The 16360-nt window shown below is 71.0% G+C and carries 16 protein-coding genes; 8 read left to right on the top strand and 8 right to left on the bottom strand.

Translation table 11 applies throughout. The annotated features are described in order from the left end of the window. Positions 1-12: 12 nt before the first annotated feature. On the bottom strand, positions 13-1596 hold the full coding sequence (locus GUY60_RS19425) for an RDD family protein (RefSeq protein WP_161699558.1): 1584 nt from the start codon (positions 1594-1596) through the stop codon (positions 13-15). Positions 1597-1869: 273 nt separating this feature from the next. Here GUY60_RS19425 and GUY60_RS19420 point away from each other — a divergent pair, with 273 nt between their 5' ends. Then, a complete protein-coding gene (locus GUY60_RS19420) occupies positions 1870-2343 on the top strand; it encodes an SsgA family sporulation/cell division regulator (RefSeq protein ID WP_161699556.1) in 474 nt (157 codons plus the stop codon). Positions 2344-2435: 92 nt separating this feature from the next. Here GUY60_RS19420 and GUY60_RS19415 read toward each other — a convergent pair whose 3' ends face one another. Then, positions 2436-3827, bottom strand: a complete 1392-nt coding sequence (locus tag GUY60_RS19415; protein ID WP_161699554.1) for an FAD-binding oxidoreductase — start codon at positions 3825-3827, stop codon at positions 2436-2438. A gap of 96 nt (positions 3828-3923) precedes the next feature. On the opposite strand from GUY60_RS19415, the gene GUY60_RS19410 reads away from it, so the two are divergent. Next, a complete protein-coding gene (locus GUY60_RS19410; RefSeq protein WP_161699552.1) occupies positions 3924-5513 on the top strand; it encodes a tetratricopeptide repeat protein in 1590 nt (529 codons plus the stop codon). A gap of 78 nt (positions 5514-5591) precedes the next feature. On the opposite strand, the gene hppD is transcribed toward GUY60_RS19410, so the two are convergent. Then, entirely contained in the window at positions 5592-6746 is a 1155-nt protein-coding gene (gene hppD / locus GUY60_RS19405; protein WP_161699550.1) for a 4-hydroxyphenylpyruvate dioxygenase, read from the bottom strand. A 127-nt stretch (positions 6747-6873) separates the two neighbouring features. On the opposite strand from hppD, the gene GUY60_RS19400 reads away from it, so the two are divergent. From GUY60_RS19400 to GUY60_RS19380, 5 genes are read left to right on the top strand one after another with little or no spacing between them, the layout of a single operon-like run. Next, positions 6874-7368: an Lrp/AsnC family transcriptional regulator gene (locus tag GUY60_RS19400; RefSeq protein ID WP_161699548.1), complete on the top strand. Its 495-nt coding sequence runs from the start codon at positions 6874-6876 to the stop codon at positions 7366-7368. Between the two features lie 27 nt (positions 7369-7395). After that, positions 7396-8043: an ABC transporter permease gene (locus GUY60_RS19395; protein WP_161699547.1), complete on the top strand. Its 648-nt coding sequence runs from the start codon at positions 7396-7398 to the stop codon at positions 8041-8043. Then, positions 8036-9337, top strand: a complete 1302-nt coding sequence (locus GUY60_RS19390; protein ID WP_161699545.1) for a betaine/proline/choline family ABC transporter ATP-binding protein — start codon at positions 8036-8038, stop codon at positions 9335-9337. Before GUY60_RS19395 ends, GUY60_RS19390 begins: the two co-directional genes overlap by 8 nt. Next, positions 9334-10212 (top strand): ABC transporter permease, encoded by an 879-nt coding sequence (locus GUY60_RS19385; protein WP_161699543.1) that lies wholly within the window; start codon positions 9334-9336, stop codon positions 10210-10212. Before GUY60_RS19390 ends, GUY60_RS19385 begins: the two co-directional genes overlap by 4 nt. Before the next feature lie 20 nt (positions 10213-10232). Beyond that, positions 10233-11216 carry a glycine betaine ABC transporter substrate-binding protein gene (locus GUY60_RS19380; protein WP_161699541.1) on the top strand — a complete coding sequence of 328 codons (984 nt, stop codon included), beginning with the start codon at positions 10233-10235 and terminating at the stop codon, positions 11214-11216. 25 nt (positions 11217-11241) lie between these two features. Here the strand turns inward: GUY60_RS19380 and GUY60_RS19375 are convergent, their stop codons facing one another. Next, entirely contained in the window at positions 11242-12039 is a 798-nt protein-coding gene (locus tag GUY60_RS19375) for a S16 family serine protease (RefSeq protein WP_161699539.1), read from the bottom strand. Between the two features lie 54 nt (positions 12040-12093). Beyond that, on the bottom strand, positions 12094-12735 hold the full coding sequence (locus GUY60_RS19370) for an IclR family transcriptional regulator (protein ID WP_161699537.1): 642 nt from the start codon (positions 12733-12735) through the stop codon (positions 12094-12096). A gap of 500 nt (positions 12736-13235) precedes the next feature. Between GUY60_RS19370 and GUY60_RS19365 the strand changes: the two genes are divergently transcribed. Continuing rightward, complete coding sequence (locus GUY60_RS19365) at positions 13236-13604, top strand: hypothetical protein (RefSeq protein ID WP_161699535.1); 369 nt, start codon at positions 13236-13238, stop codon at positions 13602-13604. Between the two features lie 84 nt (positions 13605-13688). Here GUY60_RS19365 and GUY60_RS19360 read toward each other — a convergent pair whose 3' ends face one another. From GUY60_RS19360 to GUY60_RS39085, 3 genes are all read right to left on the bottom strand, one after another. Next, entirely contained in the window at positions 13689-15479 is a 1791-nt protein-coding gene (locus GUY60_RS19360; protein ID WP_161699533.1) for a DEAD/DEAH box helicase, read from the bottom strand. Positions 15480-15664: 185 nt separating this feature from the next. Then, complete coding sequence (locus tag GUY60_RS39090) at positions 15665-16048, bottom strand: type II toxin-antitoxin system death-on-curing family toxin (protein ID WP_161699531.1); 384 nt, start codon at positions 16046-16048, stop codon at positions 15665-15667. Continuing rightward, positions 16045-16245 carry a ribbon-helix-helix protein, CopG family gene (locus GUY60_RS39085; RefSeq protein ID WP_161699560.1) on the bottom strand — a complete coding sequence of 67 codons (201 nt, stop codon included), beginning with the start codon at positions 16243-16245 and terminating at the stop codon, positions 16045-16047. The genes GUY60_RS39090 and GUY60_RS39085 overlap by 4 nt, the downstream gene beginning before the upstream one ends. Positions 16246-16360: the final 115 nt, after the last annotated feature.

The following is a 16360-nucleotide window of genomic DNA, read 5'->3' as shown; positions in this document are numbered from 1 at the left end:
GCCTCTCCCCCGCTATCCCGCGACGAACGTGCGGGCCGCCTTGTCGTGCCAGCACTGGCGCCACGGCCGGTCCCAGGTGCACCACAGGACGCCGAGGACGCCGATCGCCAGGATGCCGGGGACGACGTAGACCAGCCAGCGGCGCAGGGCCGCCGAGAAGGTCGGGGCGGCGTACTCCTCGATGTCCCGGACCTCGATCTTCATCAGCTTCTTGCCGAGGGTGACGCCCCACTTGGAGGTGGGCAGCGCCTCGTACAGGGCGCCGAAGGCCAGGAGGGCGACGAGGACGATGCCGAAGTAGAGGGAGGTGGTGCCGTCGAGCAGCCACACCGTGGTCTCCACACCGGACAGCCTGGCCTCTTCGATCTTGCCGTCGATGTGCTCGGTCGCGCTGCTCAGCAGCGGTACCGCGACCGCGCCGGTGACCGCGCCCAGGACGACCGTGTCGATCAGCCGGGCCACCAGACGCTTGCCGAGACCGGCGGGCCGGGCCGAGGCCGCGGCCTGCGCCGCCGCGAGGAACGGGTCGCTGGTCGGCGGCTTGAACGGCGCCACCGGTCCCGCGCCCATGTCCGGACCCTGCGCGGGCTGCTGCTGCGGCCAGGCGCCGCCGCCGTGGCCGCCCGACTGGGGCTGCGGATAGCCGTAACCGGAACCACCCGGTGCGGACTGTCCGGGGGTGCCCTGCTGCGGGGACGCGGGCTGCGGGTAGCCGTAACCGGACTGGGCGGGCGCGGAGTTGGGGCCGCCCGCGAGCGGAGCGCCCGGCGCACCCGGAGTGCCCGGCGGGTGCGCGGACTGGCCGGGCAGCGCGCGGATCGCCATGGTGCCCGGCTCGGGCTGTCGCGGTGCGGCACCGCCCTGCGCGCCCGGGGCGCTCCCGCCGGGGCGGACCCGGCGGACCATCATCGTGCCGTCGGCGGGCGGCTGTTCACCCTGCCCGGCACCGGGCTGCGGACCGCCGGGCTGCAGACCGGACTGCGGAATGCCCTGGCCGGGCGTCTGCGGGGCGCCCGGCTGCTGTCCACCGCCCTGTCCCTGCGGGGCGCGACCCGGCTTCAGGGCGCGGATCGTGACCGTGCCGTCGGTCCGTGCGGCCGGGGCCTGACCGGCGGGCGGCTGCTGCTGCGGGGCGGGCTGCTGCTGCTGTGCACCGCCCTGGGTGCCCTGGGTGCCCTGCGCGCCCGGGAGGCCCTGCGGCTCGCCCTCGGGCTGCCCGCCCCAGGAGACCCGGTGCGGCTGCTCGGCGCCGAACCCGGCCTGCCGGGACGCGTCGGCCTGCCAGACGGAGGCGGGTTCGGGGTTCCCCGGGCGGTCGGCGGCCGCCTCGGGGTACGCGGCCGCGGGCTCCTCGTCGAGGAACATCGGGCCGGTCTCCTCTATCGGGGCGACCTGCTGCTCGGGCACGACAGCGGGCGCGGGCTCGTGGCCGCCGGGCGGCGCGGGCATCGGCTCACCCTCGGCGGGCGCGGGGCGACTGGTACCGGGCACCCAGGCGGCGCCGTTCCAGTACCGGATATATCCGGGGATGGAGGGGTCCGGGTAGTACCCACTCGTGGGGCTGCTGTCGCCGGGGGCCGGGGTAGGGGCGCTCATGGTCCGTCCGAAGTCCCGTATCTGCTGGAGGGTGTGGTGAGGGTCCACATCTATCAGACCGCCCGGGGGCGCTGGGCCGTCCCCGGCGTTCCGTCCACTTTCCGGGCACTTTCCCGGCACATACGGGACGGCGCAAGGGTCCCGGAGGACTCCCGGCACAGTCCGGAAAAAAACTTTCCCGAAGTCGCGTAAGCATCGTCGTGCTGCGCGCTCTCTCCTCTTGCGGGCCTGATCCGGGCCCGGACGTCGCAGGAGGAAGAAGGAAGGCACGACATGCACTCCATGGTGGAACGCGAACTCGAACTCAAGCTGGTGCTCTCCCCCGAGCGCAGCATCCCGGTGCCCGCCCGCCTGACGTACCGCACGGACGACCCGTACGCCGTGCACATCATGTTCCACGTGGGCTCCGACCAGCCCGTCAACTGGACCTTCGCCCGTGAGCTGCTCGTCGAGGGTGTCTTCCGGCCGTGCGGGCACGGGGACGTACGGGTGTGGCCGACCAAGATGGAAGGGCGCAGCGTGGTCCTGATGGCGCTCAGCTCGCCCGACGGCGACGCCCTCCTGGAGGCCCCGGCCGCGGCCGTCTCCGCCTGGCTGGAGCGGACGCTGCGGGTGGTTCCGCCCGGTTCGGAGTCGGAGCACCTGGGCATCGACGACGGTCTGGCCGATCTGCTCACGCCGACCCCGGCCGACGACCTGTGGCTGCGCGACCCGTGGCCGTCGGACGAGTCCATGGACGGTGAGTGAGCGCGGTGCGGTGCGCAGGTCCCGTACGCGTGCGGGGTCCGCTGCGTGCGATACGGCCGCGTGCGATACGTACGTGGCGTGGCCGGGGTGCGTCAGAAGAGTTTGCCGGGGTTGAGCAGGCCCAGTGGGTCGAAGGTCTGCTTGACGCCGCGCTGCAGCTCGACGCCTACGGGTCCGATCTCGCGGGCCAGCCACTCCTTCTTGAGGACGCCGACGCCGTGCTCGCCGGTGATGGTGCCGCCGAGTTCCAGGCCGAGCGCCATGATCTCGTCGAAGGACTCACGGGCGCGCCGGGACTCGTCGGGGTCCTGGGCGTCGAAGCAGACGGTGGGGTGCGTGTTGCCGTCGCCCGCGTGCGCGCACACCCCGATGGTCAGGCCGTACTTCTCGGCGATCCGGGCGGTGCCGTCGAGCATGTCGGCGAGCCGGGAGCGGGGCACGCACACGTCGTCGATCATCGTGGTGCCCTTGACCGCTTCGAGCGCGGTGAGCGACAACCGCCGTGCCTGGAGCAGCAGTTCGGACTCGGCGTGGGTGTCGGCGGGCACCACGGCGGCGGCTCCGGCGGCGGTGCAGAGCTCGGCGACGGCGGCCAGGTCGGCGGCCGGGTCGAGGGTGTCGAAGGCGGCCAGGAGCAGCGCCTCGGTGGTGTCCGGCAGGCCCATCTGTGCCATGTCGTTGACGGCCGTGATGGTGGTGCGGTCCATCAGTTCGAGGAGCGAGGGCACATGGCCGCCCTCCATGATCTTGCAGACGGCCGCGCACGCGTCGGCCGCTGAACCGAACTCCGCGGCGAGCGCGAGCTGTCGGGGCGGCTCCGGCCTGAGCGCGAGCACGGCGCGTACGACGATGCCGAGGCTGCCCTCGGAGCCGACGAAGAGGCGGGTCAGGTCGTACCCGGCGACGCCCTTCGCGGTGCGCCGCCCGGTGCTGAGCAGCCGGCCGTCGGCGAGGACGACGTCGAGCCCGAGGACGTACTCCGCGGTGACTCCGTACTTCACGCAGCACAGGCCGCCGGACGCGGTGCCGATGTTGCCGCCGATGGTGCACTGTTCCCAACTGCTGGGATCCGGCGGGTAGTAGAGGCCGTGTTCGTTCACGGCGCGGGAGAGCACCGCGTTGACGACGCCCGGTTCGACGACGGCGATCCGGTCGACCGGGCTGATCTCCAGGATGCGGTCCATCTTGGTCAGGGAGAGCACGATGCATCCGTCCGAGGCGTTGGCCGCGCCGGACAGGCCGGTACGGGCGCCCTGCGGGACGACGGGGACGCGCAGCGCGGTCGCGGTGCGCATGACGTGCTGCACCTCTTCGACGGTGCGTGGCAGTACGACGACGGCCGGGGTGCCCGCCTCGCAGAAGCTGGCCATGTCGTTGGCGTACGAGGCCGTGACGTCCGGGTCGGAGAGGACCGCTTCGGCGGGGAGTCCCTCGCGCAGCAGCGCGGCGAGGTGACCGGGGTTGCTCTCGGGGACACCGTTCATGATCCCAGCCTGGCACCGGGGGCCATCGGTGTGAACCCGTCTGCGTCGCCCGGCGCATGCCCGGATGTGATCGTCATACGGGCGCACAGTGGCGCCATGGCGAACGACCAGGACCCTCAGACCCGCCGCCGGACCCGCCGCCAGACCCGCCGCAGGGCTGCCCGCCGGGGATCGTCGGCAGGGCGGGCGCTGCTCACCTCGGTCGCGGGCGCGGCGGTGCTCGCGGGCGTGATCAGTGTCGTACCGCTGCTGCAGAAGAAGGCGCCGCCGCCCGCGCCGGGTCCGGTGGGGCGGGCGACGGCCGCGACCGGGGCGGGGGTGCCGGCCTCGCTGCCGGACCTGGCCGCGCTGATCGGGGAGCGCGAGGCGCATGTCAGCCGCCATCCCGGCGACGACGAGTCCTGGGCGGTGCTCGGCGCGGCCTACGTCGAGAAGGGCCGCCGCACCGCCGACCTGGAGTACTACGCGAAGGCCGACGACGCCCTGAAGCGGTCGCTCGCGGCGCTTCCCGGCGGGCGGGGCAACGTCGAGGGTCTTGCCGGGATGGCGCTGCTCGCGGGCGCCCGGCACGACTGGCGCGCGGCGAAGAAGTGGGGCGAGCAGGCCGTGGCGAAGGCGCCGGAGCGGTGGACGCTGTACCCGCCGCTGATCGACGCGTACGGCGGCCTCGGTGACGACAAGGCGGTCGGCAAGGCGCTGGAGAAGCTCCAGGAGCTGCGGTCGGGCAGTGCGGTGATGGCCCGTACGTCGCAGGTGTACCGGGACCGCGGCTGGCGGGAGGACTCGGCGGCGTACCTCTCGGACGCGGCGGCGCTGGCGAAGACACCGGCCGAGCAGGCCACGTACCAGCACCGCTTCGGTGAGCTCGCCTTCGAGCGGGGCGAGGCGGCGCAGGCGCTGCGGTACTTCGAGGCGGCGCTGCGCACCGACCCTGAGCACTACATTTCGCTGGCCGGGAAGGGCCGCGCGCTGCGTGCGCTGGGCCGTACGCCCGAGGCGCTCGCCGCGTACCAGGCGGCGGTGGCGAAGCTGCCGCTGCCCGAACTCTCCCTGGAACTGGGCGAGTTGTACGAGTCGCTCGGTATGGAGCCGGCCTCGCGGGCGCAGTACGACCTGCTGCGGGCGCGGGTGCGGGCCGAGGGCACGGTCGGGGTGAACGACGCACTGGTCCTCGGCCGTTTCGAGGCCGACCACGACGTCCCGCAGGCGGCGGTGGTACGCCTTGTCGCGGAGTTCAAGCGGCAGCCGGGCCGGGAGGCGAGCGACGCGCTCGGCTGGGCGCTGTACCGGGCGGGTGACAGCAAGCGGGCGCTCTGGTACGCGAAGCGGGCGATGAAGGACGGCCCGAGGAGCGCGCTTTTCGCGTACCACCGCGGCCAGATCGAGCGGGAACTCGGCCAGTCCGGCCCGGCCCGCCGCCACCTCCAGGAGGCGCTGCGGATCAACCCGCACTTCTCACCGCTGCTAGCGCCGTACGCGATCGAGGCCCTGGACGCGCTCGGCGAGCCCCCGGAGGGCGGCCCGGCGAACATGCACGGGGAGCCCTCGGAGAAGCCGACGACGGGCCCGTCACCGACACCCCCGAGAGCCCCGGCCGCCCGCCCGAGGACCACGACCACACCGACCCCGAAGCCGACGCCGACGCCGACGAAATCCAGCCCGTCTGGGGGCACCTCCCAGCGGTAGCTGGGGGAGTTTGAGGACGAGGCCGGAGGCCGATCGACAGCACTCCGGACCACGTCCACCTGAACGACGAGCTAGGACCTAAAGATTGCCCCTGCGGGCCTGCTCCCGCTCGATCGCCTCGAACAACGCCTTGAAGTTGCCCTTGCCGAACCCCATGGACCCGTGCCGCTCGATGAGTTCGAAGAACACGGTCGGCCGGTCCTGGACCGGCTTGGTGAAGATCTGCAGCAGGTAGCCGTCCTCGTCCCGGTCGACCAGGATCTTCAGCTCGCGCAGCGTCTCCACGGGTACGCGGGTCTCGCCCGCCCACTCGCCGAGGGTGTCGTAGTACGAGTCGGGGGTGTCGAGGAAGCGGACGCCGCCCGCGCGCATCGTGCGTACCGTCTCGACGATGTCGTTGGTGGCGAGGGCGATGTGCTGGACGCCGGCGCCGCCGTAGAACTCCAGGTACTCGTCGATCTGGGACTTCTTCTTCGCGATGGCGGGCTCGTTGATCGGGAACTTGACCTTGAGCGTGCCGTCCGCGACGACCTTCGACATCAGCGCGCTGTACTCGGTGGCGATGTCGTCGCCCACGAACTCCTTCATGTTCGTGAAGCCCATGACCTTGTTGTAGAAGGCCACCCACTCGTTCATCTTGCCGAGTTCGACGTTGCCCACGCAGTGGTCGATGGCCTGGAAGGTGCGCCGGGCGGGCGGTTCGACGATCGGGTCGGCGGCGACGAAGCCGGGCAGGTAGGGGCCGTCGTACTCGGTGCGCTCGACCAGGGTGTGGCGGGTCCTGCCGTACGTGGCGATGGCCGCGCGGACGACGGTGCCGTACTCGTCCTTGGTGTCGTACGGCTCCTCGAGGCCGGTGGCGCCGTGCTCGACGGCGTAGGCGTACGCGGCGCGGGCGTCCGGGACCTCGATGGCGAGGTCGATCACGCCGTCGCCGTGCTCGGCGACATGGGCTTCGAGGAAGCGGCCCCAGTCGCTGGTCGCCTTGATGACGGAGGTGAGGACGAAGCGGGCGCCGCCGTTCTCCAGTACGTAACTGGCGGTCTCGCGGCTGCCGTTCTCGGGTCCCGAGTAGGCCACCAGCTTCATGCCGAACGCGCTGGAGTAGTAGTGCGCGGCCTGCTTGGCGTTGCCCACGGCGAAGACGACCGCGTCCATGCCCTTGACCGGGAAGGGATCGGCCTGCCGTGCGGTGTGGGGGGTGACGTGCGAGTTCGATGAAAGAGCTGCCATGTCCGCAGGTTCCCGCCGATCCACAAGGTGCGCAATAGTTAGCTGAATCGCTGGGCAACCTGCATAGCGACGGGCCAGTATGTCCGGACGATCTGTGCAGGATGACCATCGGGAGTGTGAGCCAGGCATGACAGTCGGTCCCACCGTCGACGAGCTCGACGGACGTCTCATCGTGCTGCTGGCCCGCGAGCCCCGGATCGGGGTCCTCGAGGCGTCCCGGCGGCTCGGTGTCGCGCGCGGCACGGTGCAGGCGCGGCTCGACCGGCTTCAGTCGAATGGAGTCATCCGCGGCTTCGGCCCGGACGTCGACCCGGCCGCCCTCGGCTACCCGGTCACCGCGTTCGCGACCCTTGAGATCAAACAGGGGCAGGGCGCTGACGTACGGGCTCATCTGGCCACCGTCCCCGAGGTCCTGGAACTGCACACCACGACCGGCAGCGGCGACATGCTGTGCCGTCTGGTGGCCAGGTCGAACGCCGATCTCCAACGTGTGATCGACCGGGTTGTCGGCTTTGATGGCATCGTCCGGGCCGCGACGGCGATCGTCATGGAGAACCCCGTTCCGCTGCGGATCATCCCGCTGGTGGAGCAGGCGGCGTCGTTGGAGCCCGGCACCCGCTGACCGAATCAAGAGTCGAGGTGTGGCCTGGTGAACTTCTGGGACTACCTGGGCAATCGCCACCAGCAGCTCCTCACGGATGCCTTCCAGCACGCGAGCGCGGTGTTCCAGTGCATGGTCGTGGCGACCCTGATCGGGGTGGTGATCGGCGTGGTCACGTACCGCAGCGAGTGGGCCGGTTCGCTCGCCACGACCGCGACCTCCACCATCCTGACGGTCCCGTCGCTCGCGATGATCGGTCTGCTCATCCCGATCGTCGGCCTCGGGGTCGCGCCGACCGTGATCGCCCTGACCCTGTACGGGCTGCTTCCGATCGTGCGGAACGCGATCGTCGGGCTGCGCGGCGTTGACCCGGCCCTGGTGGACGCCGCGAAGGGCATCGGGATGTCGCGTACGGCCCGGCTGCTCCGGGTGGAACTGCCGCTGGCCTGGCCGCCGATCCTCACCGGGATCCGGGTCTCCACCCAGATGCTGATGGGCATCGCCGCGATCGCCGCGTACGCCTCGGGCCCCGGGCTCGGCAATGAGATCTTCCGCGGCATCGGCTCCCTGGGCAGCAAGAACGCGCTCAACCAGGTGCTCGCGGGCACGCTCGGGATCATCATCCTGGCGCTGCTGTTCGACGCCGCGTACGTCCTGATCGGACGACTGACCATTCCGAGGGGAATCCGTGCCTGAGACAGCGACGAGCGCCACTGACTCCGGCGCCACGAGCTCCGGTTCCACCGGCTCCGCGGCCGCGGCGACCGGCGCGACCATCGAGCTGGAGAACCTGACCAAGCGCTACCCGGGCAGCCCCAACCCCGCGGTGGACGAGGTCAACATGGAGATCAAGGCCGGCGAACTGGTGATCTTCGTGGGCCCGTCCGGCTGCGGGAAGTCCACCACGCTGAAGATGATCAACCGGCTGATCGAGCCGACCAGCGGCCGCATCAGGATCGGCGGCGAGGACGTCACCGACATGGACCCGGTGAAGCTGCGCCGCAAGGTCGGGTACGCGATCCAGTCCTCCGGGCTTTTCCCGCACATGACCGTCGCGCAGAACATCGCGCTCGTACCGAAGATGGTCGGCTGGTCCAAGTCGAGGATCAAGGACCGGGTGGAGGAGATGCTCGACCTGGTCGGCCTCGACCCGGGCGAGTTCCGCGGCCGCTATCCGCGCCAGCTCTCCGGCGGGCAGCAGCAACGCGTGGGCGTGGCACGGGCGTTGGCGGCCGACCCGCCGGTGCTCCTGATGGACGAGCCGTTCGGCGCGGTCGACCCGATCACCCGCGACCACCTCCAGGACGAGCTGATCCGGCTCCAGCACGAACTGCACAAGACGATCGTGTTCGTCACCCATGACTTCGACGAGGCGATCAAGCTGGGCGACCGGATCGCGGTGCTCAGGGAGCGTTCGCACATCGCCCAGTTCGACACCCCGGAGGCGATCCTCACCAACCCGGCGGACGACTTCGTCTCCGGTTTCGTGGGCGCGGGCGCGGCCCTCAAGCGCCTCAACCTGACGCGCGTACGGGACGTGGAGGTGCGCGACTACCCGACGGTGACGGTCGACGACCCGCTGCAGGACATCTTCGGCAAGCTCCGCTCCGGCAACACCAACGAGATCCTGCTGCTCGACAAGCGCGGCCGCCCCTACAAATGGCTGCGGCGCGGCGACCTGATGCGCGCCCGCGGCTCCCTCGCCCGCGCGGGCACCCTCGTCCACGACACGGTGACCCGCGACGCGACCCTGCGGGACGCCCTGGAGGCGGTCCTCACCGACAACGCGGGCCGGGTCGCGGTGACCGGGAGGCGCGGGGCGTACGAGGGCGTCGTCGACATGGAGACGCTGATGAACTCCGTGCACGAACTCCTGGAGGCCGACCGCCTCGACGCCGTGGAGCACCAGCACGACCTGGAGGAGCAGCGCGCCGAGCACACCCACCGCGAGCAGGAAGGTGCCGAGGCCACCGGGGAGGAGCGGGCGTGAACACTCCACGCAAGCCCTCGCACCCCACACCGCCCGCGCGCCCGGAGGGTGAGCACGAGGTCAAGGGCGTGCCGTTCCGCGATGCCGGCGAGGCCGAGCAGGAGGCGCCGCCGACACCGGCCGTGGCATCGGCCCCGCCCCGGGTGACCTGGCAGAAGCTGACGATCCTGCCCGCGGTCCTGGCGATCGGGCTGCTGATCACGTGGCTCTGGTTCCGCAACGCCGAACTGGACTCGATCGCCGAGAACGCGCTGGCCGGCGGGATCGTGTGGCTGCGTCTTCGGCAGCACATCGAACTCACCGTGATCTCCACGTTCTTCGTGCTGATCATCGCGATCCCGCTGGGCATCCTGCTGACCCGCAAGAAGCTGCGCGGCGCGGCCCCGGTGGCGATGGCGTTCGCCAACATCGGCCAGGCGACGCCCGCGATCGGTCTGCTCGCACTTCTGGTGATCTGGATGGGCATCGGTATGCGGGCCGCCCTGTTCGGCATCGTCATCTACGCGGTGCTTCCGGTGCTCTCCAACACCATCGCGGGCCTGAAGGCCAACGACCCGACGCTCCTTGAGGCCGCGCGCGGCATCGGGATGTCCCCGCTCGGTGTGCTCGGGAAGGTCGAACTCCCGCTGGCCGTACCGCTGATCCTCGCGGGCGTACGCACCGCGCTCGTCCTGAACGTGGGCACCGCGACGCTCGCCACCTTCGGCGGGGGCGGCGGTCTCGGCGACCTGATCACCACGGGCATCACCAACCAGCGGATGTCGATCCTCATCCTGGGCTCGATCCTCACCGTGGCGCTCGCGCTCCTGGTGGACTGGCTGGCCTCGCTCGCCGAGCTGCTGCTGCGGCCACGGGGTCTGGAGGTGCGGTCATGAGGCCGGGCATGAGGGTGGTCATGAGGCGGCGGCGCCTCTCCCTCATCTCGCTTGCCGCTTCGGCGGTCCTCGTCCCTTCGCTGCTCGCCGGCTGCGGCCTGACCAGCGGCTCCCCCATGGTCGACGACGTACAGCCGGGCTCGATCGGGCAGGGCAGGCCCCTGGAGGGCGCCGATCTGACCGTCACGTCCAAGGAGTTCACCGAGCAGCTGATCCTCGGCCAGATCACCGGCATCGCGCTGGAGGCGGCGGGCGCGAACGTCCTCGACCGCACCGGCATCCAGGGCTCGATCGGCGCCCGCGAGGCGATCAAGAGCGGCGACGCGGACCTGATGTACGAGTACACGGGCACCGCCTGGATCACGTACCAGGGCAACACCGAGCCCATCGACGACCCGCAGAAGCAGTGGCAGGCGGTGCGCGAGGCGGACCTGAAGAACGGCATCACCTGGCTGCCTCCGTCCCAGCTCAACAACACCTACGCGCTCGCCCTGAACCAGGCCAACGCGAAGAAGTACGGGACGAAGACGCTCTCGGACGTGGCGGCACTCGCGAAGTCCGACCCGGGCGCGGTCACGCTGTGCGTGGAGAGCGAGTTCGCCTCCCGCAACGACGGGCTGCCGGGCATGCAGAAGGCGTACGGGATGAAGATCCCGCCCTCCAACATCACCAAGATGGACAGCGGCATCGTCTACACCCAGGCGGCCAAGGGCGCCTGCACCTACGGCGAGGTGTACACCACCGACGGCCGCATCAAGGCGATGGACCTGACGGTGATGGCGGACGACAAGCACTTCTTCCCCAACTACAACGCCGCCCCCGAGATCAACTCCAAGTCCCTTGAGAAGTACCCGGAGTTGGCCAAGATCCTGGACCCGATCACCAAGAAGCTCAATAACAACGTGGCCCGCGAACTGAACGCCAAGGTCGACGTGGACGGCGAGGATCCGCACTCGGTGGCGATGGACTGGCTGGTGAAGGAAGGGTTCGTCAAGGAGGGGTAGTTCCTTGCGGGGGCGCCGTTACCGCTCAGCAGCTGGGGACCTTGCCGCCGCCGTTCAGGGCGTGCAGCGCGTCGACCGCGCTGTCGAGCGTGGTGACGGGGATCAGGCGTACGCCGCCCGGGAGTTCGGACTGCGCGTCGGCGCACTCCGCCTTCGGGACCAGGAAGACACTCGCGCCGTCCCGGCCCGCCGCCTGGGTCTTCAGGGCCACGCCACCGACCGGGCCGACCTCGCCGTCCGGGGTGATCGTGCCCGTACCGGCGATGGTGCGGCCGCCCGTGAGGTCCTTGCCGCTGCCGTCGCCGTCCAGCTTGTCGATGATGCCGAGGGCGAACAGCAGCCCGGCGCTGGGGCCGCCGATGTCGGCCAGCTTCAGCTGGACCCGCACGTCCTTCGGGCTCTTGTCCAGGTAGGTCAGGGCCGCCTCGACCGCCTCGTCCTGCGACTTCTTCATCTCGCCGAGGTTGTGCTTCTCGATCTCCTCGGCCGAGTCCCCGCTCGGATAGACCGCCTCGCGCGGCATCACGGCCCGGTCGGTACGGAACCACGCGTCGACCACGTCCCCGATACCGACGTCCACGGTCGGGCCGGTCGCCACGATCGTCGTCATGAGGAGCTTGCCGTCGGTCTCCCGGGTGGGCGCGCCCTCGACCGTGATCACCTGGTCGCCCTGGTGCTCACCGAGCACGTCCGAGGTCGACCCGGGCTGCGCCACCGCGAACGGCAGCGGCGCGAAGAGGGTCACCCCCAGGACAGCCAGTACGGGTACGGCGCTGAGGGCGAGGGCCGTGGGGCGGGGGAGGGCGGCGAGGCGAGAGAGCACGCACCCAATTTAATGCGTGCGGCACACCACTCCCCTCGCGCCCCGAAGGGATCCTCAGCGCAGCGCGTCCGCGACCTCCCGGGCGGCGTCCATCACGCGCTGGCCCACCCGCTCAGGTACCGCGTCCGCCAGCATGACGACGCCGACGCTGCCCTCGATGCCGGTCACTCCGACCAGCGGGGCGGCGGCGCCGGACGCGCCGGCCTCCAGTTCGCCGTGGGTCAGCGTGTAGCCGGGGTCGTCGAGCAGGCCCTGGCGCGCGGTGAGTATGGCCCGGCCCGCGGCGCCCCGGTCGAGCGGGTGCCGGAAGCCTGTGCGGTACGCCACGTGGTAGTCGGTCCAGGTCGGCTCGACCACCGCCACGGCGAGGGCCTCCGCCCCGTCGACCATCGTGAGGTGCGCGGTGGCCCCGATGTCCTCGGCCAGGGCGCGCAGCGCGGGCAGCGCCGCCTCCCGTACCAGGGGGTGGACCTGGCGGCCGAGGCGCAGCACGCCGAGGCCCACACGGGCACGGCCGCCCAGGTCACGGCGGACCAGGGTGTGCTGTTCGAGGGTGGCGAGCAGCCGGTAGACGACGGTGCGGTTGACTCCGAGCTTGTTGGACAGTTCCGTCACGGTCAGGCCGTGATCGGTGTCGGCGAGCAGTTTGAGGACCCGTAGTCCCCGGTCGAGCGTCTGAGAAGTCTCCGCGGTCACGACGCCCTCTCCTTGTGAGGTGTGTTGCGGCGGTCCCCGATGCGTAGTCCGTCACCGAGTCCCGTCGGTGACGCGCGTCAGAGGCCGCCGGAGCGAAGAGGAGGCCCGAGGCACGCTCGCCCCGGTACCACCTGGCACCGGCTGCGCTCCGCGGCGGCGCTGCCACGGGGCGTGTGCGTTTCGGGGGACAGTAGCGAGCAAATCCCGCTGAGCGGAAGACTCCGTCCAGAATCCGGGCACCCGGTGCGGGAAATCGCCGGCGATCGGTGCGGTTTGCCCGATTGGGGACCTAGGACACCCTCGGGTTCTCCCGTACGGGGACCAACGCCGCGAGGGCCGGGACCTTTGCGGGCGCTGTGGCTCGCGGGCGCGTTCTACGGTGGCGGACAGCCGGTCAGCGAGCAGTGCTCTCGCGTATTGCGAGAGCACTGCTCGCGGACCGACCACGAGAGCACTGTCTCAGCGCCACCCGAGCACCACCTCAGCAAAGGCCCGCCGACATGAAGCCCCGCCGTCCCGCACCCCGCGTCGCCGTCACCGCCGTCACCGCTCTCGCCGGTGCGCTGCTCTGCGTCGCGCCCGCGGCCGCCGCCGTATCCCCCATATCGACTGTCGCTCCCGTATCCGCCGCATCCGCCGTACCGGCCGTCGCCGCCGGGACGCTCGCTCCCGGGCCCGCGTCCCCGGCCGCGGTCGCGCCGCTCACCTCGGTCTCCGTGGTGGCCGCGCGGTCCGGGCCTGCCCCTACGGAACCGGTCGTCGCGAACGACTCGGGTACGGGGTGGATCATCGGGGCCGGTGCGCTGACCCTCGCGGTCGGCGCCGGGATGGTCGCCCTTGGCCGGCACCGCTCGGGCCACCGGGGCTGAACCAGGGCTGAGGGCACGGGTCGCACCGGGGCCCGCGGCACGGGCGAGCCGAGGGTGCGGGAGCCAACTCCCGCTCCCCCGGCCTCACTTCATCCGGGTGGCCCACTCCTGGACCTTCGCGATCCGCTGCCGGATCTGGCCCGCCGTGGCCTCCGCGCTCGGCGGGCCGCCGCACACCCGGCGCAGCTCGGTGTGGATGACACCGTGCGGCTTGCCGGACTGATGGGTGTACGCCGACACCATCGTGTTCAGCGACTTCCGCAGTTCGAGCAGCTCCTTGTGGGAGACCACCGGCCGCCGCTCGGCGGGCAGTTCGAGCAGATCGGCTTCCTCGTCGGACTTCTTCCGGCTGTGCGCGATCTGCCGTGCCTGCCGCTTCTGCAGCAGCATCTGCACCTGGTCGGGTTCGAGCAGTCCCGGGATGCCCAGGTAGTCCTGCTCCTCCTCGCTGCCGGGGTGCGCCTGCATGCCGAACTCGGCGCCGTCGTAGAGCACCCGGTCGAAGACCGCCTCGGACTCCAGGGCCTCGAAGGAGAACTGCTCCTGCTCGCCGGTGTCCTCGTCCTCCTGCTTGTTCGCCTCGTCCATCTCCTGCTCGGACTCGGCGTACGGGTCCTCCTCGCCGTCCTTCTTCGGCTTGTCGAGGACGTGGTCGCGCTCGACCTCCATCTCGTTGGCGAAGCCGAGGAGGTCGGGGATGGTCGGCAGGAACACGGAGGCGGTCTCGCCGCGCCGCCTGGACCGTACAAAACGGCCGACGGCCTGGGCGAAGAACAGCGGGGTCGAGATGGTCGTCGCGTACACGCCGACCGCGAGGCGCGGCACGTCGACGCCCTCGGAGACCATCCGGACCGCGACCATCCAGCGGCTGTTGTCCGCGGCGAACTCGTCGATCCGGTTCGAGGCGCCGCCGTCGTCGGAGAGGACGACGGTGGCCTTGGTGCCGGTGATCTCCCGGATCAGCTTGGCGTAGGCGCGCGCCGAGTCCTGGTCGGATGCGATGACGAGGCCGCCCGCGTCCGGGATGCCCTTGCGGACCTCGGTGAGCCGCTGATCCGCGGCCTTCAGGACGTTCGGCATCCAGTCGCCGCGCGGGTCGAGCGCGGTGCGCCAGGCCTGCGAGACCGCGTCCTTGGTCATCGGCTCGCCGAGCCGCGCCGCGATCTCGTCGCCCGCCTTCGTCCGCCAGCGCATGTTGCCGCTGTACGAGAGGAAGATGACGGGCCGCACGACGCCGTCGCCGAGGGCATTGCCGTACCCGTAGGTGTAGTCGGCGGACGAGCGGCGGATGCCGTCGTTGCCCTCCGCGTACGTGACGAAGGGGATCGGGTTGGTGTCGGAGCGGAACGGCGTACCGGTAAGCGCGAGCCGCCGGGTCGCCGGTTCGAACGCCTCAAGGCAGGCCTCGCCCCAGGACTTGGAGTCACCGGCGTGGTGGATCTCGTCGAGGATCACGAGGGTCTTGCGCTGCTCGGCGCGGTTGCGGTGCAGCATGGGCCGCACGCCGACGCCCGCGTACGTGATCGCGACGCCGTGGTACTCCTTGCTGAGCGGGCCCGCGCTGTACTCCGGGTCCAGCTTGATCCCTATGCGGGCCGCGGCCTCCGCCCACTGCTTCTTCAGGTGCTCGGTCGGTGCGACCACCGTCACCTGCTGCACGACGTGATGGTGCAGCAGCCAGGAGGCAAGGGTCAGCGCGAAGGTCGTCTTGCCGGCGCCGGGGGTGGCGACGGCGAGGAAGTCGCGCGGCTGTTCCTGGATGTACCGGTCCATGGCCCCCTGCTGCCAGGCACGCAGCTTGTTCGCGGTACCCCAGGGGGCACGGCCGGGGAAGGCCGGGGAGAGGTGGTGGTTGGAGGTGGCGGTGGTAGTCACGGTCTCCGTCGAGGGTCGAGCGTTCGGCTACGTATGACAACCGGGCCACCTTACCGGTGCCCGATTGACGGCTCCGGCCGACTTGACCGAAGCCGCCGGCGCCGGGCCCTCAGTCACGGGCCCGTGCGGCGCGCGGTGGGACCGGAGTCACACGGCACGCGCCGCGCGGGACGCGGCGGGGGTGATCACGCGGGGGTGTGCAGGGCGCGCAGCCGGCCGGCGATGACGTGCAGATCGTCCGCGCTGCCCGACGCCACGTCGATCACGAGGTCGTACGCCGCGTCCTGATCGACTTCGACCATGTCCGCCCCCGCGAGGTCGAGGTAGACGGCCGTGCACATCCAGGCCATCCGCTTGTTGCCGTCGACCAGCGGATGGTTCACGGCGAGCGACTGCAGCAGGGCGGCGGCCTTCTCGAACCGGTCCGTGTACGCCTCGACGCCGAACATCTGCGACTGCGGGCGGTGCGCGGCGGAGGTGAGCAGGCCGAGGTCGCGCACGGCGATCCGCTGCCCTCCGCAGCCCAACTCGGCCAGGTCGAGGACCTCTTCGACCGTCAGGTACTTCACTGCTCCCCCAGCCTGCGCAGCAGATCGGCGTGGCGCGCCGCGTACTTGTCGCCGAGCCTCCGGACCTTCGCGCGGTCCGATTCCTCTTCCAGATACCGGTCGATCGCCTGCAGCACGACCGCGTGCATGCTGCGCCCCTCGGCCTCGGCCCTGAGCTTGAGCGCCGCTTGCTGGTCCTCGCGCAGACGCAGATTCATTGCCATACCGGAACGGTACCGAGACTGGGGTCATTTCAGTACCACTTTCCGTACGACAACGCCCCACATGAACGCCACATGGCAGTCGCGTTGCACCCCTCGCCCACCCCTTGAG

This window comes from Streptomyces boluensis (assembly GCF_009908195.1).
Classification (GTDB): Bacteria; Actinomycetota; Actinomycetes; order Streptomycetales; family Streptomycetaceae; genus Streptomyces; species Streptomyces boluensis.
This window is presented reverse-complemented; position numbering and strand designations above follow the sequence as displayed.

Coding starts and splice junctions, on each gene's coding strand:
- GUY60_RS19425 (WP_161699558.1), bottom strand. CDS start 1,596: ATGAGCGCCCCTACCCCGGCCCCCGGCGACAGCAGCCCCACGAGTGGG.
- GUY60_RS19420 (WP_161699556.1), top strand. CDS start 1,870: ATGCACTCCATGGTGGAACGCGAACTCGAACTCAAGCTGGTGCTCTCC.
- GUY60_RS19415 (WP_161699554.1), bottom strand. CDS start 3,827: ATGAACGGTGTCCCCGAGAGCAACCCCGGTCACCTCGCCGCGCTGCTG.
- GUY60_RS19410 (WP_161699552.1), top strand. CDS start 3,924: ATGGCGAACGACCAGGACCCTCAGACCCGCCGCCGGACCCGCCGCCAG.
- hppD (WP_161699550.1), bottom strand. CDS start 6,746: ATGGCAGCTCTTTCATCGAACTCGCACGTCACCCCCCACACCGCACGG.
- GUY60_RS19400 (WP_161699548.1), top strand. CDS start 6,874: ATGACAGTCGGTCCCACCGTCGACGAGCTCGACGGACGTCTCATCGTG.
- GUY60_RS19380 (WP_161699541.1), top strand. CDS start 10,233: ATGAGGCGGCGGCGCCTCTCCCTCATCTCGCTTGCCGCTTCGGCGGTC.
- GUY60_RS19365 (WP_161699535.1), top strand. CDS start 13,236: ATGAAGCCCCGCCGTCCCGCACCCCGCGTCGCCGTCACCGCCGTCACC.
- GUY60_RS39085 (WP_161699560.1), bottom strand. CDS start 16,245: ATGAATCTGCGTCTGCGCGAGGACCAGCAAGCGGCGCTCAAGCTCAGG.